Raw genomic sequence first — 25,549 nt, forward strand, 5'->3', positions numbered from 1 at the left:
ATCACCCAACCCCCGTACTGCCAGGAGCCAGCACCATGAAAAACACCATCACCCATGTCGTCACCGGAGCAGGTCTGATCGGCGCCGGTTTACTGCCTGCGTTCGCTCAGGCGGATTTTATCAAGGACAGTCGTGCGTCACTGGAACTGAAAAACTACTACTTCAACCGCGACTACCGCGAAGGCACGGGCCAGTCCCAGCGCGCGGAATGGGCGCAGGGCTTTTTGCTTAACCTGCAGTCGGGTTTCACCGAAGGCACCGTCGGCTTTGGCCTCGACGCCGTCGGCATGCTCGGCTTGAAACTCGACTCGAGCCCCGACCGTTCCGGTTCAGGCCTGCTGTCGCGCAACAGTGAGCCAGAACCGGGCAAACCCAGCTACGCCCGGCGCGCGCACGACGAGTACTCCAAGTTTGGCGTGACCGGCAAGGCGCGCTTTGCCCAGAGCGAGTTGCGGGTCGGCTATATGGTCCCGGACCTGCCGACATTGCAACCCAACCTCAGTCGCTTGTTCCCGCAAAGCTTCAGCGGTACCGCGTTGACCTCCAAAGACCTCAGCGGGCTGACGATCAGTCTCGGCCAGTTGGACAAGGTCAAGCAGCGTGACTCGACCGACTACGAGGACATGGGCCTGACCAGCCAGTCCGGGGCCTACAAAAGTTCGGCCAAAAGTGACCGGTTTCGTTACGCCGGCGCGGATTACAAGCTCGGCGCGAGCACCTTGGCCAGCTACCAGTGGGCGCAACTTGATGGCCTGTACAAACAGCAATACCTGGGTCTGAAAAACAGCTTCGGCCTCGGGCCCGGGACGGTGAAAACCGACATCCGTTACTTTGATGCCAGCCAGGATGGCGCGGGGTTGGCGGGCAAGGTGGATAACCAGGCGCTGAGCACGCGCATCGGCTACAGCCTGGAGGGCCACAGCCTCAGTGGCGGCTATCAGGCGCAATACGGCACGACGCCGTTTACTTACGTCGACGGCACTAACACCTACCTGTTCACCGAATACCAATTGAGTAACTTCTCCCAGACCGGGGAGCGCACCTGGCATGCCCGCTATGACTACGACTTCGCCGCGCTGGGGGTGCCCGGGCTTCTGTTTTCGACGCGCTATGCCAATGGTGACAACGCCAAAGTCAAAGGCTTCCAGGGCGAGGGCCGCGAGTGGGAACGCGACTTCAGCCTCGGCTATGTGGTGCAGAGCGGGCGCCTGAAAAACGTCTCGCTGCGTTGGCAGAACGCGAGTGCGAAAAGCAACTACACCCGTGACACCAACGAAAACCGCCTGATCCTGGGCTACACCCTGGCGCTCTGGTAGGCGTCGATGCCATGCACTGCCGTAGGCGCCGGCTTGCCGGTGCCTACAACCGATCTGCGTTGTGCTGTGCGGATTGAGGTTTTTTCATCACCGATCATCAAGGAGCGCCCATGAGCGATCTTTCCGGCAACACCCCTACGCCCCAGGCCGCCTCGGCGTTTTGGGCGCCGTTCACACCGATGCGCCAGTTTCAAAAGCAGCCGATGATGTTCGCCAGCGCCGAGGGCATGCATTACACCACCACCGATGGCCGCCGCATTCTGGATGCCATGGCCGGTCTGTGGTGTGTGAATGCGGGTCACGGCCAGGCCCGAATTGTCGAGGCGATTCGCGAATCGGCCGGGCGCCTGGACTTCGTATCCTCATTCAAAATGAGCCATCCCCACGCGCTGGAAATGGCTGAGCGCTTGATCGCGATTGCCCCGGCCGGCATCGAGCAGGTGTTCTTCACCAACTCCGGTTCCGAAGCGGTCGACACCGCGCTGAAGATTGCCCGGGCCTACCATCAGGCGCGTGGCGATTGCCGCAGGACCAAGTTCATCGGGCGTGCCAAGGGCTATCACGGCATGGGGTTCGGCGGCCTTTCGGTGTCTGGGCTGGGGCGTCAGAAGCGCGATTTCGGGCCATTGCTGGGGGAGGTCTCGCACCTGCCCTTGCCGTATGACGCGAGCATGCGCTTTACCGCGGGCCAACCGGCCACCGGCGTCGAATACGCCGATGCGCTGACGCAACTGTTGGAAGTGCAAGACCCGAGCACGGTGGCGGCGGTGATCGTCGAGCCGGTCACCGGTTCCGGCGGTGTCTATCCGCCGCCACAGGGGTATTTGCAGCGGCTGCGCGACATCTGTACTCGGCACGGCGTGCTGCTGATCTTCGACGAAGTGATCACCGGGTTCGGTCGTGTCGGCGCAAGCTTCGCCGCGCAGGCATTCGGCGTCACTCCGGACCTGATCACCACCGCCAAGGGCCTCACCAACGGCGCGGTGCCGATGGGCGGCGTGCTCGTCAGCGGGCGGGTCTATGAAGCCTTTATGGCCGGCCCGGAGAACGCTATCGAATTGATGCATGGCTACACCTATTCCGCCCATCCGCTGGCCTGTGCGGCCGGCCTGGCGACGCTGCGGGTGCATGAGGAATTGGGGATCAACCAGCACGTGCTGGCGGTCAGCGATCTCTGGCAAGCGGCCGCGTTGTCGCTCAAAGGCGTCGGGCCGGTGGTGGATGTCCGCGCGATTGGCTTGCTGTGTGCTGTCGAGCTGCAAGCGTTGCCAGCCGCGCCGGGTGTCAGGGGCGCGCAAGTGGCGCAGTGGTGTTTCGATCACGGCGTGCTGGTACGGGGCTCGGGTGACACCATCGTGATCTCGCCGCCGCTGATTATTTCCCCGGAACACATCGCGCAGGTATTCGAAACCTTGCGCGAAGCGTTATGCCAGGTTGCGTGATTGAGTCGAGGAGCGGTTATGACGGATCTATTGGATTTTTACATCGACGGGGCCTGGGTCAGGCCCGATAGCCAGGTGATCGAAGCCGTGATCGATCCGTCCAGCGAGCAGGTGGTTGCGCGGATCATCCTGGGCAACGAACGCGACGTGAACCGTGCGGTGGCGGCGGCCAAAGCGGCATTCGCGAGTTTCTCCGCGACCACGCCCGAGCAGCGTATCGAACTGCTCGAGAGGATCATCGACGGCTATCAGCGGCGCAGTGAGGCGTTGGCTCTTGCGGTGCATCAGGAAATGGGCGCGCCGCTGTCACTCGCCAGAACGGCCCATGTACCGGCGGGGCTGGGTCATCTGGTGCGGGCCCTGGAGGTGTTGAAGCACTACCCGTTCGAAACAATGCTGGGAAGCTCGCGGGTGATGCGTGAGCCGATTGGCGTGTGTGGCCTGATCACCCCCTGGAATTGGCCGCTCAACCAGCTCACCTGCAAAGTCGCCCCGGCGCTGGCCGTCGGCTGCACGGTGGTGCTCAAGCCCAGTGAGCGCGCGCCGCTGTCGGCGCTGATTTTTGCCGAGATTCTGCACGAGGCCGGCGTGCCCCAGGGGGTGTTCAACGTGGTCAATGGCGACGGTCCGGGTGTCGGCACGGCGCTGTCGCAGCATGCCGATATCGACATGATCTCGTTCACCGGCTCGACGCGGGCGGGTATCGCGGTGGCCAAGGCGGCGGCGGATACGGTCAAGCGAGTCGCCCAGGAACTGGGCGGCAAGTCGGCCAATATCCTGCTCGACGATGCCGATCTGCCCAGCGCGGTGCGCCATGGGGTGTTGGGTTGCATGCGCAACAGCGGCCAGTCGTGCAATGCACCGACCCGCATGTTGGTGCCGCGGGCGTTGCATGCCCAGGTGGTCGCAATCGCCTGCGAGGTGGCGGCCCAGGTGTGTTTCGATGATAGCCGGCCCGCCACGGCCATCGGGCCGGTGGCCAACGCCATGCAGTTCAATCGGGTCCAGCAGTTGATCGAGCAGGCGCTGTGCGAAGGCGCGTTGCTGGTGGCCGGTGGAACAGGGCGTCCAGACGGCGTGACGACAGGGTTCTACGTCAAACCGACGATTTTTGCCGATGTCGAGCCGCACATGAGCATCGCTCGCGAAGAAGTGTTCGGCCCGGTCCTGGCGATCATTCCGTATGACAGCGAGGAGCAGGCGGTGCGGATCGCCAACGACAGCGTGTACGGGCTGTCGGGGTACGTCACCTCGTCGGACCGCGAACGCGCCAGGGCTATCGCTCGACAGTTGCGTACCGGCATGGTCCATCTCAATGGTTGCAAGGCCGACCAGGACGCGCCTTTTGGCGGCTACAAACAGTCCGGAAACGGGCGGGAATGGGGGGTGTTCGGGTTTGAGGAATACCTGGAGACAAAGTCAGTGTTTGGCTATTAGAAAGGAACAGGTAGGGGCGGCCCGATGAGCACCTGGCCGCGACGCGGGGTAACCCGGCCCGAGGCCGGGTTTGTGTTGCTCCAGAAGGCCTATGCGACGGCCACATTTGAACGATCCGCCCAGCCCAGGTGAATCACTGGGCGGTCATTCACCATAGCTTCCAGGTGTAATCGACATTCACCCGTAGCTCATTGTCATCCCGATGGCTGGCCTGGGCGGCGAAATCATTGCGGTACCATGCGTTGCGCACGCGCAGATTCAGGCCTTTAAGGGGTGTGCTCTGAAGCACATAGTTCAGTTCGATATCTTTTTCGCTTTCCTTCAGGTTGCTGCCGCCCAGTTTGGGTAACTCAATATTGTCGCCGCTGACGTAACGCAGCATGCCATTGAGCCCGGGCAAGCCCAGCGCGGCAAAGTTGTAGTCATAGCGCACCTGCCAACTGCGCTCCTTGGGGTTGAGGAACTCCGAGCTCAGCGTGCCTTCGGTGATGACCAACGGCTCGGTGCCGAACAGGTAAGGCATGGCGGTCTTGCCGGTCAGTTGCATGTAGCCGGCGCCGAATTTGTGCGCGCCCAGGCTGTACGTCAGCATCAGGGCGGCGTTGCGATTGTCCACGGGGCCGGCCTTGGCGGCACCGTTTTCACCGGTGACGAACAGGCGCACGTCGCTTTTCAGGCGGCCGGGGCCCATCGGGCGATTGTCGACGAAACCGTAGAAATCCTTGCGATAAAGGTCAGCCAGTTCGGCGTGGTAGTACTTGAGCGTCAGTTGCGGCGACCAGGCATAGTCGCCGCCGAGGAAGGTAAAACGGTCGGATTCGGCGGCGCCATTGAAGCGGCCGTTGGGCGAGGCTACCGACATTTTCTGGTAGTGGGTGGCGTCGCGCAGGTTGATGCGGTCGAGCCAGCCGACGTGCAGGGTCAGGTTGTCGATCTCCTGGGACTTGAGGTACGTGCCGCGGAAGGTCTGCGGCAGCAGGCGGGTAGGGCTGGCGAAGGCGATTGGCAGAAACGTGCTGATGGTCCCCAGTTGCAACTCGCTCTTCGAGGCCCGGGCCTTGGCGGTCAGGCCCAGCTCCGAATATTCGCTGGCCGGTTCACGGGTCTGGTGGTTGTACGGTAGCAGGCCGGTGCCCGTGCGTGCGGGCGAGGAGTCCAGACGTGCGCCCAGCAAACCCTGGGCGTCCAGGCCGAAGCCGACAGGCCCTTCGGTATAGCCCGAGCGCATGTTGAGAATGAAGCCCTGCGCCCACTCGCGGGCAGCCGCCTGCGGCGTGGCGTTCACGTAATTGCGATCGAAGTAATAGTTGCGTATCACCAGATCGGCCTGGCTGTCGTCGACAAAACCGGCGGCGCAGGCCTGGTCTACGAAAAAAACGCAGGTGCAGGCGCTGACGCCCCGAAAGAAGTTCCTGAGCATGGCAGTGTTCACTTTTATTGTTGTAGGGGTAAGCCCCGCGCCATCGTGGCGCGGAAGGTGAGTACGGATTGGCGCTCAGTCAGCCGGGCAGCGGTTGCGGCGTACCGACAGGTAAAACATCGCCAGCGCGGCGATGACAATGCCGGGTGCCGAGGCCATCATCACGCCCGTGGTGCCCGTGCCCAGTGCGAGCATCTTGCCGGCCACCAACGGGCCGCTCATCGCACCCAACCGGCCAATGGCGACGGCGCTGCCGACGCCCGTGGCGCGAATTGACGGACGATAGAAATGCGGGGCCAACGCATACAGCACGCATTGCCCGCCCGTGGCGAAGAACCCGGCGACGAAGCCGGCCGCCAGCATGCTGTGCCATTGGGTGGCCATGCCCAGCGCAGTCAGTGACGCGAGGATGCCGAGGTAAATCAGCGCCGACAACGCCCAGGCCGGCAGGCGATCCATGACCCAGCCCAGCAACAACGTGCCTGCCGCCGCGCCAAATTGCAGCGCGAGCATCACCCAACTGGCTTGAGAACCGCTGAAGCCTTGGCCGACCAACAGGCTCGGCAGCCAGTTGATCAGGATGTAAACCACCATGAGCGTAAAGAAGTAGCTGACCCAGATCATCACGGTCGGCCATGCCGCGCCCCCGCGGAACAGCCCGCTGGCCACACTGATCGGCGCGGCGTCGCGCACGTTGCGAAACGCCGCGGATTCCGGCAGATAAACCCCCAGCAGCGGCACGATCAGCAACGGCACGATACCGCCGACGTAGAACACCACTTGCCAGCCGCCGGCCAGTTGCGCAATGCCAATGCTGGCCGCCAGCGCCGCGCCCAGGGGCACGCCGCAATACATCAGGCTCACGGCGCTGCCACGCAGGCGTGGGCCAGCCACTTCACTGGTCAGCGCGATCAGGTTAGGCAGTGCCGCGCCCAGGCCGACGCCTGTGAGGCAGCGCGCAACCAGCAGGCTGTTGAAGTCCCAGGCCATGGTCGTGACCAGCGAGAACAATCCGAATAGGGCCACCGAGGCCATCAACACCCGTTTGCGGCCAATGCGATCAGCCAGCAAACCGCCGAGAAACGCTCCGGGCAGCAGGCCGAAAATGCCGGCGCTGAAGACCCAGCCCATGTGTAGTTTGTCCAGTTGGAACGCTGCCGCCATGCCTTGGGCGGCGATGCCCGAGGCTTGCAGGTCGAGGCCTTCCATCAGGGCGACGAGGAAGCACAGACCGATGGTCCGCGCCATGTACAACGGTGTCAGCACGTTTAGCGATGTCATGGGAAATACCCGTTTTATTGTTGTAATGGGCACAGCAAAACCGTCCGGCCGCTGCGTGGGCGACCGGACGGGGGATGCACGGTTCAGCGTTTGAGCAGGTCCAGCGCGACGTCGACGATCATGTCTTCCTGGCCACCGACCATCCGGCGTTTGCCCAGCTCGACGAGGATGTCCACGGTCTTCAAACCGTACTTGGCCGCAGCGATTTCGGCATGGCGCAGGAAGCTCGAATAGACCCCGGCATACCCCAGCGCCAGCGACTCGCGGTCGACCCGCACCGGCCGGTCCTGCAACGGCCGCACGATGTCGTCCGCTGCGTCCATCAAGGTGTAGAGGTCGGTGCCGTGGTTCCAGCCCAGGCGTTCGGCGGCGGCGATGAACACTTCCAGCGGCGCGTTGCCGGCCCCGGCGCCCATGCCGGCGAGGCTGGCGTCGATGCGGTCGCAGCCTTCCTCGACCGCGGTGATCGAGTTGGCCACGCCGAGCGAGAGGTTGTGGTGGGCGTGCATGCCGGTTTCGGTTTCCGGCTTGAGCACGGCCTTGAACGCACGGAAGCGATCGCGGATGTCCTGCATGTTCATCGCGCCGCCGGAGTCGGCCATGTACACGCAGGTGGCGCCGTAGCTTTCCATCAGCTTGGCCTGGGCGGCGAGCTGCTCGGCCGGGATCATGTGGCTCATCATCAGGAAGCCGACGGTGTCCATGCCCAGTTCGCGGGCGTATTCGATGTGCTGTCTGGAGACGTCGGCCTCGGTGCAATGGGTGGCGATCCGTACCACGCGGGCACCGGCGTTGTAGGCCGCCTTGAGGTCATGCACGGTGCCGATGCCGGGCAGCAACAGCGTGGTGATCTTGGCGTGGCTGATCACGTCGGCGGCGGCTTCGATCCATTCCAGGTCGGTGTGCGCCGCGAAGCCATAGTTGAAGCTCGAGCCTTGCAGGCCGTCGCCGTGGGCGACTTCGATCGAGTCGACCTTGGCCTTGTCCAGGGCACGGGCGATGTCCTGCACGTTCTGCAGCGAATACTGATGACGCACCGCATGGCTGCCGTCGCGCAGGGTTACGTCGGAGATGTAGATTTTCTTACCGTTCATGTCGCTCTCCTCAGGCCTGTTGCATCGACTGCGCCATGCGCTCGGCGGTGGCCAAGGCTGCGGAGGTCATGATGTCGAGGTTGCCAGCGTAGGCCGGCAGGTAATGGGCGGCGCCTTCGACTTCGAGGAACACCGAGGTTTTCAGGCCGGAGAATTTGCCCAGGCCGGGGATGTTCAGCGGCGCATCTGCCGGAATCACGTCGAACTGCACGTTTTGCTTGAGGCGATAGCCCGGCACATAAGCCTGCACGGCCGCCGCCATTTCGACGATAGAGGCTTCGACCAGCGCCTGATCCGCCGCTTCGGACAGCACGAACACCGTGTCGCGCATGATCAACGGCGGCTCGGCCGGGTTCATCACGATGATCGCCTTGCCCTTGGCCGCGCCGCCGATCACTTCGATGGCCTTGGAGGTGGTTTCGGTGAATTCGTCGATGTTGGCGCGGGTGCCGGGCCCGGCGGATTTACTCGCGATCGAGGCGACGATCTCGGCGTAATGCACCTTGGCCACGCGCGACACCGCGGCGACCATCGGAATGGTCGCCTGGCCGCCGCAGGTGACCATGTTGACGTTGAGCTGATCGAGGTTCTGCTCCAGGTTCACCACCGGCACGCAGTACGGGCCGATGGCTGCCGGCGTCAGGTCGATCAGGCGGATGCCGGGCTTGATCGTGCGCAGGAACGCATCGTTCTGCACATGCGCGCCGGCCGAGGTGGCATCGAAGACGAAATCGATGTGCTGGAACACGTCCATGCGGGTCAGGCCTTCGACGCCTTCGTGGGTGGTAGCCACGCCCATGCGCTGGGCGCGGGCGAGGCCGTCGGAGGCCGGGTCGATGCCGACCATGACCGCCATTTCCAGGTGTTTGGCGTTGCGCAGGATCTTGATCATCAGGTCGGTGCCGATGTTGCCGGAACCGATGATGGCGACTTTGAGTTTATTCATTGTTATTGCCTCATATGCACGCAAGTCGCCGATTACTCGGCGCGACTGTCTACCGAGAAGTTCACGCCGACCCGGCCGATGCCGTCGATCTCGGCCTCGAACCGATCACCGGCAGCGACCGCCACCATCGGCCCCAGCGCGCCGGTGAGAATGATGTCGCCGGCGCGCAGCGGATCGCCCAGGCGCGCCATGGCGCAGGCCAGCCAGACCGCCGCATTGAGCGGGTGACCAAGGCATTCGGCGCCACTGCCGCTGGACACTTCTTCAGCGTTGCGGGTCATCCGCATGCTGGCCTGGCGCAGGTCGAGCCCATCGAGACGTCGAGCCGGGCCGCCGAGTACGAAGCAGCCGCTGGACGCGTTGTCAGCCACGGTATCGACGAAGCGGATGTTCCAGCCCTGGATGCGACTGCCGACGATTTCCAGGGCCGGCACGACCCAGCCGGTGGCCGCCATCACGTCGGCGAATGTGGTGTCGGCGCGGGGCAGGTCGCGTTCGAGGATCAGCGCGATTTCAGCCTCGATCTTCGGTTGCAGTACGCGGCCGCTCGGCACGGTGGCGTTGTCGCCGTAGCACATGTCGGCAAACAGGGTGCCGAAGTCCGGCTGGTCCACGCCCAACTGGGCCTGGACCTTGGGGTTGGTCAGGCCGATCTTGCGCCCGACCACGCGGCGCCCGTTGGCCACGCCGTGGTCGACGTTGAGGCGCTGGATGGCATACGCGGCGGCGGCGTTGTCTGCACCGATCCGCTCGCGCAGCGGCCCGATGGCTTCGCCGTGGTCTTCGGCCTGGCGCAGGTCGGCGGCGAGTTGTTGCAGGGTGTCTTGAGTCAGCGTCATGTCAGCCTCGATGATCAGTGGGTCAGGAAGTCCAGGACCATGCGGTTGAACTTCTCGGCGTGTTCCCACTGCGCCCAGTGGCCGCAACGGTTGAACACGTGCAACTGTGCCCGGGGCAGGCCGGCCAGCAGGCGCAAGCCGGTGTCCATCGGCACGAAGCGGTCCTCGCGGCCCCAGACGAGCAGGGTGTCGGCGCTGATTTCGTGCAGGCGGTGGCTGAAATCCGGAAATTGCTTGGGGTTGAGCGTGCTGCTCTTGACGAAGTTGTCCAGGTGATCGCGGCGCGACAGGATGTTGTCCAGGCGGGTCTGGAACAGCTCGTCGGTGAGGCCGCTGGCGTCGAAAACGAAGACATTCATCATCTTCTTCAGGTTCTCGATGGTCGGGTCGCGGTACAGCGCGCCGATCAGCTTGATGCCTTCGGTGGGCTGCGGCACGAAGGCACTCGGGCCGCCGGTGCCGCCGCCCATCAGGATCAGCTTGCCGATCCGCTCAGGGTATTCCAGGGCGAAGGCGACGGTGCTGTGGGCCCCCATCGAATTGCCGATGATGTGCACGCGCTCCAGCCCCAGCACATCGAGCAGGCCCTTGAGCGCTTGGGCATTGAGGTTCGAGCGCGAGCCTTCGCTGACGATCGTGTCGCTTTTGCTCCAGCCGGGGCAATCCATCAGGATCACGCGAAAACCGGCATTCACCAGCGGCTCGATATTGCGATTGAAGTTGGCCCAGCCGCTCGCGCCCGGCCCGGAGCCGTGCAGCATGACCACGGTGGCGGCGCCTTCGCCAAGGTCGTTGTAGTGCAGTTGCAGGTCCAGGTCGCCTTCCTTGATACGGGCAAAGCGGCTGGTGGAGGCTTCACTGAAAGCAGTGGCAGTCATGGCAGTGTTCCTTGAATTCATGGGTGAGGGGGCAGCGGCTGTGCGCCAAGCGCACCGAAACCTGCGATCCACTCGGGAATCGGGCGGTAGTAGCGGCCTTCGGTCTGATACGGGCCGAAGGCACTCAGGGCAGCGAAGGCGGCGACCCAGGTTTTGACTTCGTGGGTCGACTTGCCGGCCAGCGCCGACAACGCGTCATTGCCCAAGCTGTCGAGGTCGCGCATGCGGCCCTGTTCGAGGCTGTCGAGAAACTGCTGATCCCAGGCCGGGTTCAGCGGGTGCAGGCTGTTCGGGTCTTCGACGAAAGCGCGGGCGGCTTGAATCACCCGGTTCTGGCGGGCCTGTCGTTCATCGGCGGGGAGCTGACGCCCGCTGCCCATCAGACGGTCTGCCATGCGTGCGTCGACCTTGGCCAGTTCCGGTACCGGTGGCTGATGGGACAAGCCACCGGAAGCGAGGAACAGCACACGTTTATCCAGCGCTTTGGCCCATTGGCCGATCGCTTCACCCAGCAGTCGGGCGCGTTTGAAACTCGGCAGCGGTACGGCCACCGAGTTGATAAACACCGGAATCACCGGGCAGCGCTGCAAGCCGCCGAGCAACAGTTCCAACGGTTGCGCGAACCCATGGTCGACCTGCATGCGATACGACACCGCGGCATCGACACCGGCATCCAGCACCGCCTGGGCGCAGGATTCGGCCAGCGCTTTGGGCACGTCGAGCGGGCCGGCGGCGGTGTCGAAATCGCCAATCGCGTGGGCCGCCATGCCGATGCAAAAGGCCGGCATCACGTCGTAGAAAAAGCCGTTGTAATGGTCGGGAGCGAACAGCACCACCAGCTGCGGGTCGAAGCGGGCGATGCGCTCGCGCGCGGCGTCGATCACGCCGTCGACTTCAGCCAACACATGCGGCGCCGGATCGACGTAGCCCATCAACGGCGTATGAGACAAACAATGCACAAAGGCGCTCATGTCACGCGACCTTGCTGACAACAGCGTTCGCCGAGGTCGGTGGCACGGCTTTGAGCGCCCGGGCCAGGTCATCGCAGGCCTGGCCGACGGTTTGCGGGATGGCCAGGCCGGCGAGGAAGCGGTCCGGACGCACCAGGGCGATAGACGAGGTGCCGAGCGCGAACCATTCTTTCAAGCGCCCGCTGCTGTCACCCACGCGGATCACGTCTTGGCCGGCATCGCTCGGTACTCGGAGCTGGACGTCCGGCAACACTTGGATGAAGCGCGTGCCCAGGGCTTTCCAATGGGCGATTTGCGTGGCCGACAGGCCCCAGGTTGGATCGCAGCCCCAGGCGATGATCGCAAAGTTGTCGCCAATCACTTCGTCCAGCAGCACGGTGGTGCCGGCGTCGGTCAAGACCTTTGGCTGAATGAACATCTTGCCCACCGGCGAGCCTTTTGCAGTCGGCACGATCAACGCGCCCCGGGTGTATTGCGGCATCGGTTTGAAGCGCATTTCCACGAAGTAACGCTTGACCGGCGGCAGGTAGTTGAGCAGCCACGACACCCCATCGCGCAGGGTGCCTTGCCAGCGTTTCGGCGGCGCCAATACGTGGCCGGCGAGTACGGAGAGGTTGATCATCGCCTTGGCGTGGTCGCGGCGTTCCTGTTCGTAGCTGTCGAGCAGGCTGTCGGCGGCCAGGCCCTTGATCACCAGCGCGAGTTTCCACGCCAGGTTCAAGGCATCGCGCATGCCGCTGTTGTAACCCTGGCCTTGCCATACCGGCATGATGTGCGCGGCATCGCCGGCCAGCAGCACCCGGCCCTGGCGGAACCGCCCGGCCAGACGCGCGTTATGGGTATAGACGCGGCTGCGGATCAGCTCGATGCGGTCGGGGTTGGGCAAGACTTTGCTCAGCAGCTTGCGCAGGTTCTCGGGCTTGCTCAGCTCGGTCTCGGTTTCGCCGGGCATCACCATGAACTCGAAACGACGCACGCCGTGGGGCAGGGCGGCGGACACGTAAGGACGCACCGGGTCGCAGCACAGATAGACATGGGGCGTGGCCAGCGGGTCGTTGGCGATGTCGACCACGATCCACTGATTGGGCGCGGTCTTGCCTTCGAAACTGATGTCCAGGCTGCGCCGCACCAGGCTGTTGCCACCGTCGCAACCGATCAGGTAACGGGCATTCAGGCGTTCGCTGCGGCCATGCTGATCCTTGAGGTTGAGCACCACCGCGCTGTCGCTTTGTTCAAAGCTGTCTAGCTCGCGACTGAACAGCACCTTGACGTTGCTGAAGCGCTGCAGGCCGTCGAACAGCACGCGGTCGGCCAAAGGTTGAATGAACGCGTTGCGGCGGGACCAGCCGAACTCGTCGGTTTTCGGTTGGATATCGGCAAAGCAGCGACCCTTGGGGGTCAGGAAACGCATGGCGTGCCAGGGCGTGGTATGCGGCAGCACCTTGTCCGCCAGACCGACGGCCTGGAACGTGCGCAGGCTTTCATCGTCCAGGCCGATGGCGCGGGGGTAGTCGATCAGGGTGTCGAGCTTTTCCACCAAGGTGACGTTTACGCCACGTTGCCCCAGGTAATTGGCGATCATCAAGCCGACAGGGCCGGCGCCGACGATGGCAACGTCGGCGGTCAGCTCCAATGTGGAAGGAGCGGGTGCAAGACTCATGGGTATCTCCGTACAGCGTTTTTGGATTTCTTGTGGGGCGCAGTATGGAAATCACGAGGCTGGTGGACAACGAAAACCCCTGCTAGTGTGCACCAGGTGCACAGTGTTGATTTGAAACGATAATGGAGCGTCCATGAGCGAAACAGAATACAAAACCGTTCGTGGGCTGATGCGGGGTTTGGCGCTGATCAATGGCTTGAATCGTTTCGATGGCGGGGCCAGCACGGCGCAGTTGGCCGAGCAAAGCGGGCTGCACCGGACCACGGTTCGCCGGCTGCTGGAGACCTTGCAGGCCGAGGGTTATGTACGCCGCAGCGAGTCGGATGACAGCTATCGCCTGACGCTGAAAGTCCGCGAACTGAGCGAGGGGTTTCGCGACGAGCAATGGATTTCGTCGATTGCCGCACCGCTGCTGGGCGAGCTGCTGCAACAAGTGGTCTGGCCCACCGACCTGTGTACGCTGGACGGCGACGCCATGGTGATACGCGAGACCACGCATCGCTTCAGTCGCCTGTCGTTTCACCGCTCCATGGTCGGCCGGCGTTTACCCTTGCTCATGACCGCCATCGGGCGCGCGTACTTCGCGTTCTGCCCGCCGGCCGAGCGCGAAGAGCTGATCGAGTTGTTGATCAGCCGCGACGATGAACAGTCGGCGCTGGCGGCGGATCGCGGCTTTGTCGATCGGTTGGTCGAGCACACCCTCGGCAAGGGCTACGGCGAAAACAATTCCCACTGGGGTCTTGAGCGCAAAATCGCCGCGATTGCGATTCCGATCAGGCACGAGGAGCGGGTGATGGGCTGCCTGAATCTGGTCTACATCGCCAAGGCGATGTCAGTTGAGGAAGCCGCCCGCCGCTATCTGCCGGCCATGCAGGGCGTGGTGGAAAAAATCAGAACGCAATTGGCGGAGTGCTGATGCTTGGTTGGGTGGGGCTCTAATCGGCCGGCGAGGCTTTTTCCGCCGCCTCATTGATCAGCACCATACTCTGCGGCGATGACAGCGCCACGCCGAGTTCGCGCAGGCGCCCGAGGACGGTGAACAGCAGGTCGCTGCGGGCTGTCCCCACCGAGCGCGGGCTGTTGACGTAACCGCTGACGCCGATGACCAATCCGTTGGCGGTCAGGTCCTTGAACGTCACTGACGGCGCCGGCGTGTCCAGCACGTCTTCGTGTTCGGTGAATGCCGTCAACAGCAGCTCGCGGATCTGCAGCACATCGGTTTCCAGCGGCAGGGTCAGGGTGATGCCGACCACGCCCAGCGCATTGCCCATGGTCACGTTGCGCACGTTCTGGGTGATGAACTGCGAGTTGGGCACGATCACCGTTGAGCGATCGGACATCTGGATTTCCGTGGCGCGCACGTTGATGCGGCGGATATCGCCTTCGACGCCCGCGAGGCTGACCCAATCGCCGACTTTGACCGGGCGTTCGGTGAGCAGGATCAGGCCGGAGATGAAGTTCTGCACGATCGCCTGCAGGCCGAAACCGATGCCCACCGACAGCGCACTGACCACCCAGGTCAAGTTGGTCAGGCTGATATTCAGCGTGGACATCACCACCACCGCGACCAGCACGAAGCCGATGTAACCCACCAGGGTCACCAGCGAGGCGCGCATGCCGGCGTCCATGTTGGTTTCCGGCAGCAGCCGTTCGCCGAGCCAGTTCTTGAGCACGCGCACGCCGAACAGGCCGATCGCGAGCAGGACAAGGGCCAGCAGAATATCGCCGGGCGCGATGTTCAGGTTGCCCAGCGGCTTGCTGCCCAGGTCGAGTTGCGTCAGCCCCGCCAGCAGCTCGCCCGGGCTGGAGCCGGAGGGCAGGAACGCCAACAGCACCGCGGTGAACATCAGCAGGGTGCGGCCCACGCCCGCGAGTATCGTGCTGGCCTGTGCCTGGTGGCGTTCGGACAGGCCCAGGGCCGAGCCGAGCGCCAGGCCGCCAGGCTGTTTCGGCGAGAGCAGGGTCTCGCAGAGGTCGCCGAAGCAGGCGATCAGCAGATAAGCCGTCGCCGCGACCACGCTCATCCACAGCAGTTTGACGGTGAGGAAGTAAGCCAGGGTCAGGTAGCCGCTCAACAGCGCCAGCAGGGCGATCCCGATCCAGGTCCCGGCGACAAACGGAATCAGCCCGGCGATGCCGCTCATGCGTTCAAGCGCGTATCGGCGGCGGGTGCGGCGGTAACGCAGCAGGCCGAAGAAGAACACCAGCGCGATGGCCAGCGCGGTCAGGCCGTTCACCGCCGCGGTCAGTGCCAGGCTGCTGGCGATGACGCTGTTGATGCGTTCCTGGGTGCCGATCAGCATCAAGGCCAGGCCCATCAGCACGGGGAAGGGGGCCAGGGCGACGGCGATCTGGTCGGGGATCTGGGGCAGGCGCCAGGACGGATGCGCGCGCATCAACAGGGCGCGACCGAGGCCGACAATGAAGGCGCAGAACACCACCAGGGTCTGCAATTGATCGAGCAGCGTGAGCATATCGGCGCTGGGCACGGTGTCGCGTAGCACGCCCCAGCGCAGCAGCGTGGCGGCCAGGCTGATGGTCAGCACGGTGGCCAGCCCCACCGCCAGCGCCAGGGCACTGCGACGCAGGCGGCCTTCGGGGATCCAGCGCACCGTCAGGCGGACCAGCGTGTGCTCCAACACACGTCGTCCCGTCACCCAGACCAGCAGCGCACTGAACAGCATGCTCACGAAAAACCAGCGGTTTCCCGGCGCCACGGCGGTGTCCGTCACGCTGCGGACATCGGCGTACAGGCCGCGTAAACGGCTGAGATCGTCGTCGGTCGGGCGGATGATGTTGGACCAGAACACCACGCTGATCGGGCTCGCCGAGCGGGTGCTGATCTGTGAGTCGAAGAGGCTGCGGCGCAGGCTGAAGATCTGCGCGGCCATGTCGCTGGCGGATTGGCTCAGGCTGCTGGCCTGGCGCTGCTCGTTGAGCAGGGTGTTCTTCTGCCGGGTCAATGCGCTGCGTTGTTGGGTCAGGCTGGGAGGCTCATTGACCTGTACCGGGCCAAGCACGTTGAGCTGGTCATCCAGGTGTTCAAGATCGAGGATTTGTTTGGCGGCCAGGGTGTCGGCCTGTTTTTGCACCTGCAAGGCGGCCTGGCGCAAGGTCGAGAGCAGGTCGTCGTTGGCGCTGCCCGTGACTTTCTGGCGGATCAGGTCGAGTTGGTCGTTGAGGTCTTGCACACTGGCGTCTTCAGCCAGCAGCGGCACACTGCGCGGGTCGCTGATCGGCGAAGGCGCAGCCTGCGCGAGGCTGGGCAACGTAGCGCACAGCATCAGCAGGGCGAACAGCCCGGTGAAAAAACGGCTCGTGGTGACTCGATGCATGCGCCTTGCCCTTTGACGGTTACCCAAATACCTAAGCGTCACCACTCTATGAGGCGAAGGCAAGCCATTCGTGCGAATTTTTTGGGGAGGCACGGCGGCAACGATGCGCGTGGTCAGGCGGCGGCACAAGATTGTTTAAACCTTCTGCCTCAGCGCTATGTCGATAGCTGGACATACTTCGCCAACTGAGGCAACGCCAATGATAGGAGTCGTGATACCCGCCCATAATGAAGAGCGGCAGATCAGCGAGTGCCTCGCTTCTGTGCGGCTCGCCAGTGAACATCCCGCGCTTGACGGCCGCCCGGTTGAGATACTCGTGGTTCTGGATGACTGCTCCGACCGCACCGACGCGTTGGCGGCGGCCCACGGTGCGGCGACACTCGACGTGCGTTTTCAGAATGTGGGCAAGGCCAGAGCCGTCGGCGCCGAGACGTTGCTCAAGCGCGGCGTGCAGTGGCTTGCCTTCACGGATGCAGACACGCGGGTTCCCCAGGATTGGCTGGTGCGCCAGCTCGGGTTTGGCGCTGATGCGGTGTGCGGCACCGTCGAGGTCGACAGCTGGAACGAGCACGGCGAACGGGTGCGTGCGCAATACCTGGAGCGCTATCGATTCATCGAAAACCACCGCCACATCCATGGGGCAAACCTTGGGTTGAGTGCCGAGGCCTATCGCACCGCCGGTGGGTTTCAGCACCTGGCCGCCGATGAAGACGTCCGCCTGGTGGCCGACCTTGAACGGACCGGCGCACGGATCGCCTGGACGGCCACCATTCCGGTGATTACCAGCGCGCGTCGGGACTACAAGTGCCAGGGCGGGTTTGGCGAATACCTGGCTTCGCTGATCCCGCCATCCGCTCACGCCGAAGCCGATTCCCCCTGCACCTGAGCCCCGTGCGTGGGTTGCCTGGAAGCGATTGACGGAAAATACGCTAAAGTCCATTATGGATTTATAAGTACAAAAAAACCTGCCTGACTTTTTCTTCAATCTTGCCAAATCGACAATAACTTGCGAGACCACGACCATGAAGAAACGCTCCCTCATCACCGCCCTGGCCCTGAGCCTGTTCGCTTGCGGCCACGCCCTGGCCGCCGAGAAAACCCTGCGCATCGGCATCGAGGCGGCTTACCCGCCGTTCGCATCGAAGACCCAGGAAGGCACAATCGTCGGGTTCGACTATGACATCGGCAACGCCTTGTGCGCGCAGATGAAAGTCAAGTGTGTGTGGGTCGAAGGCGAGTTCGATGGGCTGATTCCTTCGCTGAAAGTGAAGAAAATCGACATGGCCTTGTCGTCCATGACCATCAACGAAGACCGCAAGAAGTCGGTGGATTTCACCCACAAGTATTACTTCACCTCATCGCGCCTGGTGATGAAGGACGGCGCGGTGGTGGACGACCAGTACACCAGCCTCAAAGGCAAGACCGTCGGCGTGCAGCGGGCCACCACCACCGACCGGTATGCCACCGAGGTGTTCGAACCCAAGGGCATCAACGTCAAGCGCTACAGCAATAACGAAGAAATCTACATGGACCTGGCGGCGGGGCGCCTGGATGCGATCTTTGCCGACACCATCCCCCTGAGTGACTTCCTGTCGCTGCCGCGAGGCCAGGGTTATGCGTTTGTCGGGCCGGAGCTCAAAGACCCGAAATACGTGGGCGAGGGCGCCGGCATTGCGGTGCGCAAGGGCAATAGCGCGTTGGTCAGTGAGTTGAATGCGGCCATCGACGGCATCCGCGCCAATGGCGAGTACCAGAAGATTTCCGCGCAGTACTTCAAGTCCGATATCTACGGCGACTGATGCTGAATATGCACTTGAAAACGCTGTAGGTCAGTGTGAGAGCTGTCGAGCCCTGGCAAGCCCGCTCTCACATTTGATCGCGGCTGCCGGCTTCAGCCCTTCAGTTCCTTCAAGTGCTTGTAGACCGTTGCCCGCCCCATGCCCAACACATTGGCCACGTAGTTCGAGGCGCTCTTGCCCTTGAACGCACCTTCGGCGTGCAGCGCCAGCACCAGCTCGCGCTTGTGGTCGCGGGTCAGCAGGTTCAGGCTCAACTGGCGTTCGCGCAGCCAGGCGTGCAAGAAGGTGTTGATCCGTTCCTGCCAGTCATCGCGAAACAGTGAGTCCGGTTGCGGGATCAGCTTGCTGGGTGACAGAAACAGGTCCAGCGCCGCCTTGGCGTTTTCGAACAGCGAGATATTCAGGTTGATGCACAGCACGGCCAGCGGGCGACCCTTGTGGTCGCGCAGCACGGTGCTCAGGCTGCGGATTTTCTGGCCGTCCCAGTTGAGCTTTTCGTAGGGGCCGATATTCACTTCGCGGATGTCGTCGCTCAGCATGTCTTCCAGCGCCGAATCGTCACCGATGGCCCGTTTCGACAGGTTGTTGGCGATGTAGTCGACCTTTTGCGTGCGCAGGTCGTGCAGCACCACTTCGGCGTGGGGGAAGAACAACGTGGCGATCGCATCGGCGATCGCACGGAAGTTCTGCAGGACCTTGTCTTGTTCAGCGGTGTTCATCAATGCGGCTCCAGGCGTTCGGGGGAGAGCATACCAGCGTCCAGGCCGAACCGCGCCAGTGGCTCCGGTAGCGCCGCGCCGCGCACCAAGGCCGCGCTGGCCTGGCCCATCGCGGGCGAGGTCTGGATGCCATACCCGCCCTGTGCCGCCACCCAGAACAGCCCGGCCACCCGCGGATCGAAGCCGGACAGCAAATCACCGTCGTGGACAAAACTGCGCAGGCCGGCCCAGGTGCGGGTCGGGCGGCGGATGGTCAGGGTGGTGGCTTCTTCGATCTGGTGGATCCCCATGGCGATGTCCAGTTCTTCGGGCTGGATGTCCTGGGGTTCCACCGGGTCGGCGTTGGCCGGCGAACCGAGGAACATGCCGGCATCGGGTTTCATGTAGAACGCTTCGTCGAGTGCCACCAGCATCGGCCAGGCGTGGCTGTCCACGCCTTCGGGGCCGGCGAAGATGAACGCCGAACGACGCTTGGGTTGCAGTCCGACGGACGCGGCGCCGGCCAGCCCGCCGATATGGTCGGCCCACGCGCCGGCAGCGTTGATGATGATCGGCGCGGTGCAGGTTTCATGCTGGGTTTGTACGTGCCACAGGCCGTCGGCAGTGCGGCTCAGACCCAGCACGTGGCTGTCGGTCCGCACTTCGCCGTGGTTGCGGCGGATGCCGCGCAGGTAGCCTTGGTGCAGGGCGTCGGTGTCGATGTCGCTGGCGGTCGGGTCGTAGATCGCCCCGTGGACTTTGTCGCGCCGCAGGATCGGCAAGCGTGCACAGGCTTCGTCGGCACTCAGTCGTTCGACCTGCGACACGGTGGCCTTGGCGCTGAGGTATTGCTTGTCCAGCTCGGCAGGGTCGCCGCTGAAGTCCACAGTCATCTCGCCCCGGGGCGTGAGCAGCGGGTGTTCGCAGAAACCGGCGGGCGGGTTGTCGAAAAACGCCCGGCTGGCCAGGGTCAGTGCGCGCACTTGCGGGGTGCCGTAGGCGGCGCTGTAGAGCGCGGCCGAACGCCCGGTCGAGTGATAGCCGGGGTGGGCCTCACGCTCCAGCACCAGTACCTTGCCGTGGGGCGACAGCCAGAAACCCGTGGACGCGCCGGCAATCCCGCCGCCAATGATGATGAAGTCTGCGTGGCTCATGAACATCTCCTGAAGGTGGGGTTAGCGCTGCAGCTGGTACAGCGCGTTAGCCAGTGCAATGTCTTCCAGCCCCAGCCCGATGGACCGGAAAAACACCGGGCGCTGGTAGTCCGGGCGCTGTGCCATGTCACTGAGTAGCTCGGGCAGGTCGCCCATCACCGCGCGTTTGTCCCAGCCGTGCTGTTCGCTGGCGATCAGCATTTCGCCGGCCGCGTCCGGAGTGGTCTGGCGATAGTCGCAGAATACCTGCATCGCGTTAAGGCTGTGAGGCGGCACTTCATGGGCGCGGGGCGCATTGGTGCTGATCGAAGTGATCAGCGCCGGTTTGCTCAGGTGCGCCGGGTCGAGCACCGGGCCGGCCGACGAGGTACACAGCATGATCACGTCGGCATCCGCCACGGCCGCCGCGCAGCTGTCGGCGATGCTCAGGCGCGGGTCGAGGCCGGTGAGCTGCGCGAGGGTCGCGGGGCTGGCGCTGGCCAGGCTCGGTGAAAACAGGCTGATGTGCTGCCAGTCCCGCAGGTTTTGCACGTAGCGCAAGTGCGCCTGGGCGACCTTGCCGCTGCCGATGATCGCCAGGCGCCGGGCCGCCAATGGCGCCAGGGCGTCCACCGCGAGGGCCGTGGTGGCGGCGGTGCGTGCGGTGGTCAGTTCATGGGCATCGCACAGCAGCAACGGTTGGCCGCTGTGCATCGACATCAACAGCGTCCAGGCCGTCACCAATGGCCCTTGCTCCCCTACGATGTACGGCGAAGTCTTGACCCCGTACACGCCGTCCTCGGCCAGCACGCCCAGGTAGTTGATGAAGTCGCCGGCGCCCTTCGGAAACGCCACTAACTGTTGCGGCGGTTGCACCGCCAGCCCGGCGGCGAGGTCGCGGAACAGCTTGTGCAGGATCTGGGGCACGTCGATCTGAGCGAGTAACTCGCGCGCTTGGGCCTGCTGGATGACATGGGGCGTGCTGGACATGGGGAACTCCGCTGTAAACTAATTTGTCCATTATGGACTTTTAGTCGTTGCGAGCAATATCCCGGCGAAAAAAATACGTTCAAGCCAGCAGCCCCCACATCTATGTAGGTCACCTGTTCGCCACGCCTCAAGTACGTTTCGGCACCACCCCTGTTGCCACCCGGACGTTCGACCATGCTGACCCGCTGCATCTTCCCCCTCGTGTTACTGCTGTTGCCTTGCCTTACCGGCCACACCCACGCCAGAGACCTGGCCGAGGGACTGAACGATGACAGCGCCTCCCTGGCGCTGCAGAACCACGACCAGCGTTACGCGCTGTGGTCCGGTATCGGTTTGTTGAAAAATGCGATCGGCCAAACCTGCAACGCGGTGCTGCTGGACACCCGCAACCGCCAGAGCAAGGCCGTCGGCCCGGCGTATGTCTTGACCAGTGGGCATTGCGTGTACTTCAGCTTCGGCACGGCCCATGTCAACCAAGCCATCGAGGCGAGCATCACGTTCAATTATTTCCACGACACGCCGGCGCAACAGCGCACGTTTCGCATTAAAACGGCGCACTGGACCAGCATGGTCGGCACTGATCTGGCAGTGCTCGAACTGGATACCTCACTTGCCGGGCTGATCACCGACGGCATCATGCCGCTCAAGCTCGCCACCCATCAAAGTACTGGGGAACGTGAGGTCGTGAATGTTGGTTCGCCGAGCGGGTTTCGCCAGAAGGGCTTGCGTATGAGTGCCTGCAAGGAAACCGCGACCAACAGCTTTGTCGAGCATCCCGGGGTGTTTCCCGGCGCCCTGAAAAACCGCTGCAATGACCTGCAGTACGGCAGTTCCGGCAGCCCGATGCTGGACCGGCATACCAATGAAGTCACCGGCATTGTCAGCAAAGTCGCGGCGGTCATTAAAAAAGACATCCTCAACAACTGCCAGAACGTCTCGGCGTGTGAAGCGGCCAAGTTCAACTACAGCTATCCCGCCAACGACCTGCACCGTTGTTTTGTCGAGGGCCAATTCTCGAACGATACGCCTGCTTGCCAGCTCAAAGCCGTCGATATCCACCTTGAGGAACCCTGGAAGCTCAACCCCTATGTGCATATGCAACTGGGCGAGTTCGGGCAGAGTGTGCAGCCCACCTGGAACATCAGGTTCTCGATCCAGGACCCGTTCTATCGCTTCAAGGCTGTGCGCAACGTCAATGAATGCAGGCTGCCCAATGGCTATCAACGTGCCATTGCGTCAACCCAGGGCTACATCAATCAGGCCATCGGCCCGGCGCTGGGGGCGTATGTGCTGTGCATCATCGGCGTTCAAACCCCCGACGAGCCGTTGACGCCGGCCTTGCTGCACAATGCGTTCACCCACTCGGTGTTCTTGACCGACCCGGCGCCGGTCCCGCGCATCGGCCTGAACTACAGCGTCAACTGGGACGACCCGCAAACCGCCTTCAGCCACCATTACTTCTATGTGGACACCTCGGCGGAAGCTGCCTGCCGTGACAATGACGACGTCCGCTACATCCTCGCCACGGGCGGAACGAGTTACCCGCTCTCGCAACTGCCCGTCACCCTGTGCAGCTTTGCGCGTAACCCGGCGGGGCAACCTTCGGCGGTACGCACGGATGTGATCGAGCGATCCGCCTACCTGCCGCCCACCCAAACGCGCCAGCCGGCAGCGTCTCAGCGATGAGGCGGTCAACCTGTGACACGAAAGCCTCCGGAGAGTTTTTCTTTCAGATAACCCACCAATGCACTTACGGACTTGGGCACATGGGGCGAGTAGGGCCGTATCAAGTAAATCTCATCGGCAAACGCGCCCTTGAGCGTCCAGCCCTTGAGCACCTGCACCAGCGTGCCGCCGGCCAGCGCCGCATGGGCGCTGAAATCCGGGAGCAGGGCGATGCCCAGGTGATTGAGCGCCGAGTCGCGCAAGGCTTCGCTGTTGTTGGTCGAGAAGCTTCCGGCGATCGGCACGGTGACCCGTTCGAGGGTTTTGCCGCCGCGCTCGAAGGTCCAGGCGGGCTGCTCGGTGCCGCGCGGGTAGTAGAGGCAGTTATGCGCGCTGAGCTCGCCGGGGCTGCGCGGCTCGCCGTGGCGTTGCAGGTAGTCGCGGGTGGCGACCAGCACCGAGGTGGTGTCGCACAGCTTCCATGCGACGTGGGTTTCCGGCACCTGAAAACCGTGGCGCACCGCCAGGTCGTAGCCTTCGGCGGCCAGTGAACTCAAGGCATCCGACACCTCCAACTGGACCCGCACCTGCGGGTACAGTTGCAGGAAGGCCGACAGGTGCGGCACCAGTTGCTGCCGGGCGAACGCGACCGGCGCGGTCAAGCGCACCAGGCCGCGGATTTCCCCGGCGGCGTCGCGCACTGAAGAAAAACTGCGGGCGATCTGTTCGTAGGCGCTGCGCACGTCCCGCGTCAGTGACTGCCCGGCGTCGGTCAGGCGCACGCTGCGGGTGGTGCGGGTGACCAGGCGCGTGCCGGTGGCTTTTTCCAGGTCGCTGATGCGCTGGCTGACCGCCGACTTGCTCACCCCCAGGCGCGCAGCGGCGGCGGTGTAGGTGCCGTGTTCTTCCAGCACCGAGAGCCAGTGAATGTGGGTCCACAGCCCTTCGATCTCAGACTTTTCCATGGGGTTATTGTTCGCCTATAAGGACAATAAGTTCTGGATTCTGCTCTGGTTAGGAACAAATCGAAAGCCTATCGTGTGTCCCAACGCTACCCATCTGGGACCTACTGCCATGACCAGCACCATCGAGCACTACATCAACGACCAGCGCGTGAGCCGCAATGATCGCTATCAGGACGTCTACAATCCGGCCACCGGCGCCGTGACCGGGCGCGTCGCCCTGGCCAGCCGCCAGACCGTCGGCGAAGCCGTCGCCGCTGCCCAAGCCGCCTTCGCCAGTTGGGCCGATACCCCGCCGATCCGCCGCGCCCGCGTATTGTTCGAATACCTGCACCTGCTGCGCGCACGCAAGGACGACCTGGCGCGCATCATCGTCGCCGAACACGGCAAGGTGTTTACCGATGCCCAGGGCGAAGTCGACCGTGGCATCGACATCCTCGAATTCGCCTGCGGCATTCCCAACCTGCTCAAGGGCGAACACTCCGACCAGGTCTCGCGAGGCATGGATAACTGGACGATGCGCCAGCCCCTGGGCGTGGTCGCTGGCGTCACGCCGTTCAACTTCCCGGTGATGGTGCCGATGTGGATGTACCCGATCGCCATCGCGGCGGGCAACACCTTCATCCTCAAGCCCAGCCCGACCGACCCGAGCGCCGCGCTGTTCATGGCTGAGCTTTTGCGTGAAGCCGGTTTGCCCAGCGGCGTGTTCAACGTGGTGCAGGGCGACAAGGAAGCGGTGGACGCGCTGATCGAACACCCGGACGTCAAGGCCGTGAGCTTTGTCGGCTCCACGCCGATCGCCCAATACATCTACGAAACCGGCGCGCGCCACGGCAAGCGCGTGCAGGGCCTGGGCGGCGCGAAAAACCACATGGTGGTGATGCCCGACGCCGACATCGAACGCACCGTCGACGCGCTGATGGGCGCCGCCTATGGCAGTGCCGGCGAACGCTGCATGGCCATCTCCGTGGCGGTGCTGGTGGGCGATGTGGGTGACAAAGTCATCGCCGCCCTGACCGAGCGGGCCAAGCAGCTGCGCATCACCGATGGCCGCGACCTCAAGGCCGAAATGGGCCCGATCGTCTCGCGCGCCGCACTGGAGCGCATCAGCGGCTATATCGAACAAGGCGTCCAGGCCGGCGCGCAACTGCTGCTCGACGGCCGCGATTACGTGCCGACCGAACCCGGCCTGGAAAACGGCTTCTGGCTCGGCGCGACCTTGTTCGACCATGTGACTCAAGAGATGAGCATCTACCGCGAAGAAATCTTCGGCCCAGTGCTGGCCTGCGTGCGCGTGAATGATTTTGCCGAAGCGGTGAAACTGGTCAACGACCACGAATTCGGCAACGGCGTCAGCTGCTTCACCCGCGACGGCAACATCGCCCGCGAATTCGCACGGCGTATCGAAGTGGGCATGGTCGGCATCAACGTACCGATCCCGGTGCCGATGGCCTGGCACGGCTTTGGCGGCTGGAAGAAAAGCCTGTTCGGCGATATGCATGCCTACGGCACCGAGGGCGTGCGCTTCTACACCAAGCAGAAGTCGATCATGCAGCGTTGGTCGGAGAGCATTGAGCAGGGTGCGGAGTTTGCGATGCCCGTCTCCAAATGACAGCCTAAGGAACACAGAGAAACCCATGTGGCAGGGGGCTTGCCCCCGATGGCGGAGTGGCAGTCACTGCA

21 protein-coding genes are annotated in these 25,549 nt (G+C 63.5%); 8 read left to right on the forward strand and 13 right to left on the reverse strand.

What is annotated here, in order from left to right; genetic code table 11:
* The first annotated feature begins 35 nt into the window (after window positions 1–35).
* The 3 genes from PverR02_RS12375 (at window position 36) to PverR02_RS12385 (ending at window position 4,195) form a co-directional block, all read left to right on the forward strand.
* A complete protein-coding gene (locus PverR02_RS12375; RefSeq protein WP_046383949.1) occupies window positions 36–1,316 on the forward strand; it encodes an OprD family porin in 1,281 nt (426 codons plus the stop codon).
* Window positions 1,317–1,426: 110 nt separating this feature from the next.
* Window positions 1,427–2,758 carry an aminotransferase class III-fold pyridoxal phosphate-dependent enzyme gene (locus PverR02_RS12380; RefSeq protein ID WP_046383948.1) on the forward strand — a complete coding sequence of 444 codons (1,332 nt, stop codon included), beginning with the start codon at window positions 1,427–1,429 and terminating at the stop codon, window positions 2,756–2,758.
* Between the two features lie 18 nt (window positions 2,759–2,776).
* Complete coding sequence (locus PverR02_RS12385) at window positions 2,777–4,195, forward strand: aldehyde dehydrogenase family protein (RefSeq protein ID WP_079443505.1); 1,419 nt, start codon at window positions 2,777–2,779, stop codon at window positions 4,193–4,195.
* 148 nt (window positions 4,196–4,343) lie between these two features.
* Here PverR02_RS12385 and PverR02_RS12390 read toward each other — a convergent pair whose 3' ends face one another.
* The 8 genes from PverR02_RS12390 to PverR02_RS12425 form a co-directional block, all read right to left on the reverse strand.
* Window positions 4,344–5,615, reverse strand: a complete 1,272-nt coding sequence (locus PverR02_RS12390) for an OprD family porin (protein ID WP_079443506.1) — start codon at window positions 5,613–5,615, stop codon at window positions 4,344–4,346.
* 75 nt (window positions 5,616–5,690) lie between these two features.
* Complete coding sequence (gene mhpT / locus PverR02_RS12395) at window positions 5,691–6,896, reverse strand: 3-(3-hydroxy-phenyl)propionate transporter MhpT (RefSeq protein WP_079443507.1); 1,206 nt, start codon at window positions 6,894–6,896, stop codon at window positions 5,691–5,693.
* A gap of 83 nt (window positions 6,897–6,979) precedes the next feature.
* The gene (gene dmpG / locus PverR02_RS12400; protein ID WP_017847923.1) at window positions 6,980–7,990 is read right to left on the reverse strand and encodes a 4-hydroxy-2-oxovalerate aldolase; all 1,011 of its coding nucleotides are present in this window, start codon (window positions 7,988–7,990) and stop codon (window positions 6,980–6,982) included.
* A gap of 10 nt (window positions 7,991–8,000) precedes the next feature.
* On the reverse strand, window positions 8,001–8,936 hold the full coding sequence (locus PverR02_RS12405) for an acetaldehyde dehydrogenase (acetylating) (protein WP_079443508.1): 936 nt from the start codon (window positions 8,934–8,936) through the stop codon (window positions 8,001–8,003).
* Between the two features lie 32 nt (window positions 8,937–8,968).
* Entirely contained in the window at window positions 8,969–9,775 is an 807-nt protein-coding gene (gene mhpD, locus PverR02_RS12410) for a 2-keto-4-pentenoate hydratase (protein WP_079443509.1), read from the reverse strand.
* A gap of 14 nt (window positions 9,776–9,789) precedes the next feature.
* Entirely contained in the window at window positions 9,790–10,653 is an 864-nt protein-coding gene (locus PverR02_RS12415) for an alpha/beta fold hydrolase (protein WP_079443510.1), read from the reverse strand.
* 17 nt (window positions 10,654–10,670) lie between these two features.
* Window positions 10,671–11,624, reverse strand: a complete 954-nt coding sequence (gene mhpB / locus PverR02_RS12420) for a 3-carboxyethylcatechol 2,3-dioxygenase (protein WP_079443511.1) — start codon at window positions 11,622–11,624, stop codon at window positions 10,671–10,673.
* A gap of 1 nt (window position 11,625) precedes the next feature.
* Window positions 11,626–13,284 (reverse strand): bifunctional 3-(3-hydroxy-phenyl)propionate/3-hydroxycinnamic acid hydroxylase, encoded by a 1,659-nt coding sequence (locus PverR02_RS12425; protein ID WP_057005927.1) that lies wholly within the window; start codon window positions 13,282–13,284, stop codon window positions 11,626–11,628.
* Between the two features lie 133 nt (window positions 13,285–13,417).
* Between PverR02_RS12425 and PverR02_RS12430 the strand changes: the two genes are divergently transcribed.
* On the forward strand, window positions 13,418–14,200 hold the full coding sequence (locus PverR02_RS12430; protein WP_017847917.1) for a DNA-binding transcriptional regulator: 783 nt from the start codon (window positions 13,418–13,420) through the stop codon (window positions 14,198–14,200).
* Window positions 14,201–14,219: 19 nt separating this feature from the next.
* Here the strand turns inward: PverR02_RS12430 and PverR02_RS12435 are convergent, their stop codons facing one another.
* Window positions 14,220–16,619, reverse strand: coding sequence for a DUF3772 domain-containing protein (locus PverR02_RS12435; RefSeq protein ID WP_079443512.1), 2,400 nt, complete (start codon window positions 16,617–16,619; stop codon window positions 14,220–14,222).
* A gap of 199 nt (window positions 16,620–16,818) precedes the next feature.
* Between PverR02_RS12435 and PverR02_RS12440 the strand changes: the two genes are divergently transcribed.
* Together PverR02_RS12440 and PverR02_RS12445 are read left to right on the forward strand one after the other, a co-directional pair.
* The gene (locus PverR02_RS12440; protein ID WP_046383938.1) at window positions 16,819–17,505 is read left to right on the forward strand and encodes a glycosyltransferase; all 687 of its coding nucleotides are present in this window, start codon (window positions 16,819–16,821) and stop codon (window positions 17,503–17,505) included.
* Window positions 17,506–17,641: 136 nt separating this feature from the next.
* The gene (locus PverR02_RS12445) at window positions 17,642–18,418 is read left to right on the forward strand and encodes an ABC transporter substrate-binding protein (protein ID WP_079443513.1); all 777 of its coding nucleotides are present in this window, start codon (window positions 17,642–17,644) and stop codon (window positions 18,416–18,418) included.
* 92 nt (window positions 18,419–18,510) lie between these two features.
* Here PverR02_RS12445 and PverR02_RS12450 read toward each other — a convergent pair whose 3' ends face one another.
* The 3 genes from PverR02_RS12450 to PverR02_RS12460 are packed head-to-tail and all read right to left on the reverse strand — an operon-like array spanning window position 18,511 to window position 21,239.
* Window positions 18,511–19,137 carry a helix-turn-helix transcriptional regulator gene (locus PverR02_RS12450; RefSeq protein WP_017847913.1) on the reverse strand — a complete coding sequence of 209 codons (627 nt, stop codon included), beginning with the start codon at window positions 19,135–19,137 and terminating at the stop codon, window positions 18,511–18,513.
* A complete protein-coding gene (locus tag PverR02_RS12455; protein WP_046383936.1) occupies window positions 19,137–20,270 on the reverse strand; it encodes an NAD(P)/FAD-dependent oxidoreductase in 1,134 nt (377 codons plus the stop codon). The genes PverR02_RS12450 and PverR02_RS12455 overlap by 1 nt, the downstream gene beginning before the upstream one ends.
* A gap of 21 nt (window positions 20,271–20,291) precedes the next feature.
* The gene (locus PverR02_RS12460) at window positions 20,292–21,239 is read right to left on the reverse strand and encodes an ornithine cyclodeaminase family protein (RefSeq protein ID WP_017847911.1); all 948 of its coding nucleotides are present in this window, start codon (window positions 21,237–21,239) and stop codon (window positions 20,292–20,294) included.
* Window positions 21,240–21,413: 174 nt separating this feature from the next.
* Here PverR02_RS12460 and PverR02_RS12465 point away from each other — a divergent pair, with 174 nt between their 5' ends.
* Complete coding sequence (locus PverR02_RS12465; RefSeq protein ID WP_079443514.1) at window positions 21,414–22,925, forward strand: trypsin-like serine peptidase; 1,512 nt, start codon at window positions 21,414–21,416, stop codon at window positions 22,923–22,925.
* Window positions 22,926–22,930: 5 nt separating this feature from the next.
* Here PverR02_RS12465 and PverR02_RS12470 read toward each other — a convergent pair whose 3' ends face one another.
* A complete protein-coding gene (locus tag PverR02_RS12470) occupies window positions 22,931–23,869 on the reverse strand; it encodes a LysR family transcriptional regulator (protein WP_079443515.1) in 939 nt (312 codons plus the stop codon).
* 109 nt (window positions 23,870–23,978) lie between these two features.
* Here PverR02_RS12470 and PverR02_RS12475 point away from each other — a divergent pair, with 109 nt between their 5' ends.
* Complete coding sequence (locus PverR02_RS12475; protein ID WP_079443516.1) at window positions 23,979–25,478, forward strand: CoA-acylating methylmalonate-semialdehyde dehydrogenase; 1,500 nt, start codon at window positions 23,979–23,981, stop codon at window positions 25,476–25,478.
* The last annotated feature ends 71 nt before the right edge of the window (window positions 25,479–25,549 follow it).

This window comes from Pseudomonas veronii, from assembly GCF_002028325.1.
GTDB classification, from domain to species: domain Bacteria; phylum Pseudomonadota; class Gammaproteobacteria; order Pseudomonadales; family Pseudomonadaceae; genus Aquipseudomonas; species Aquipseudomonas veronii.